The 966-nt window shown below is 40.0% G+C and carries 1 protein-coding gene; it reads right to left on the reverse strand.

Annotated features, from left to right (window positions below):
* Positions 1–15 precede the first annotated feature (15 nt).
* Positions 16–894 (reverse strand): IS982 family transposase, encoded by an 879-nt coding sequence (locus CSQ79_RS26890; protein WP_099704162.1) that lies wholly within the window; start codon positions 892–894, stop codon positions 16–18.
* Positions 895–966 lie beyond the last annotated feature (72 nt).

Genomic DNA, 966 nt, shown 5'->3' on the forward strand with positions numbered 1-966 from the left:
TAACCTGAGTTCGGGTTAAGCTGTTTGAGATAAAAGCCACTCCATCTGAAGGCTGGGTTTCTTAGGTTGATGGCAGTAAGCAATTAATCCGCAAAGAACGTTAACGCAGAAATTAACAGGGCTTCGGTGTCTAGAATGCTCAATCTGAGAAATGTTCTTGAGTTGATCGTTAATTGTCTCAATAATTGAACGTTTACGGGACAAAAGCTTATCATGGAGAAGCATGAGCTTATTCTTCATGTGGCGACGGGGTTTGGCAAAAAATTGGATTCCCAACTCTGCCAACAGTTGACAAGCAAGTTTTTGGGAAACATAGCCGCGATCACCAAAGATTTTTCCGAAAAGACCACACAGTAAATCAAGAACGGGTTGACGGTCATCAATATTACCAGGAGTTAAAGTCACATTTAAAAGTTGACCAAGCTCATTGACTACAATGTGAAGTTTAAAACCAAAAAACCAATCCACGGAAGTTTTACCACGAGCCGCTAAACCTTCAAACACTTGATGGCGAGAAATTCGACGATTATGGCAGACTTTCAGACTAGTGGCATCGATAAAACCGATACCTGTACAACTTCCAAAACAATGTTTCAGATAGACACACAAAGGTATGAGTGTTGAGGGCATCCATTCCACAAATCGTTGATAACTCGGTAAACCTGGAAACGCTGAACACCATTGCTGTTTGACATGATTCAAATAAAAATGTTTAAAATTTCGGTAGTGATGTTGATGAAATGCAATCAGTATCGTCATTATTTCACTCAAACACACACTTCTAGCCCGAACCCGTCTTCTTCCTTCATGTCTCAACAGCTTTTTGTGCCATTGGCTTTCAAACGCTTTACAGAAATCATCTACATGGCAGAACAAAGATTCTAAACTAAACATAGGACAGGTGCTGAATTTAACGTTATTTTCAGCTTACTACCTGTCCCTTTTCTTATCCCGAACTCAGGTTAA

Origin of the sequence: Gloeocapsopsis sp. IPPAS B-1203 (genome assembly GCF_002749975.1) — a bacterium.
GTDB lineage: Bacteria > Cyanobacteriota > Cyanobacteriia > Cyanobacteriales > Chroococcidiopsidaceae > Gloeocapsopsis.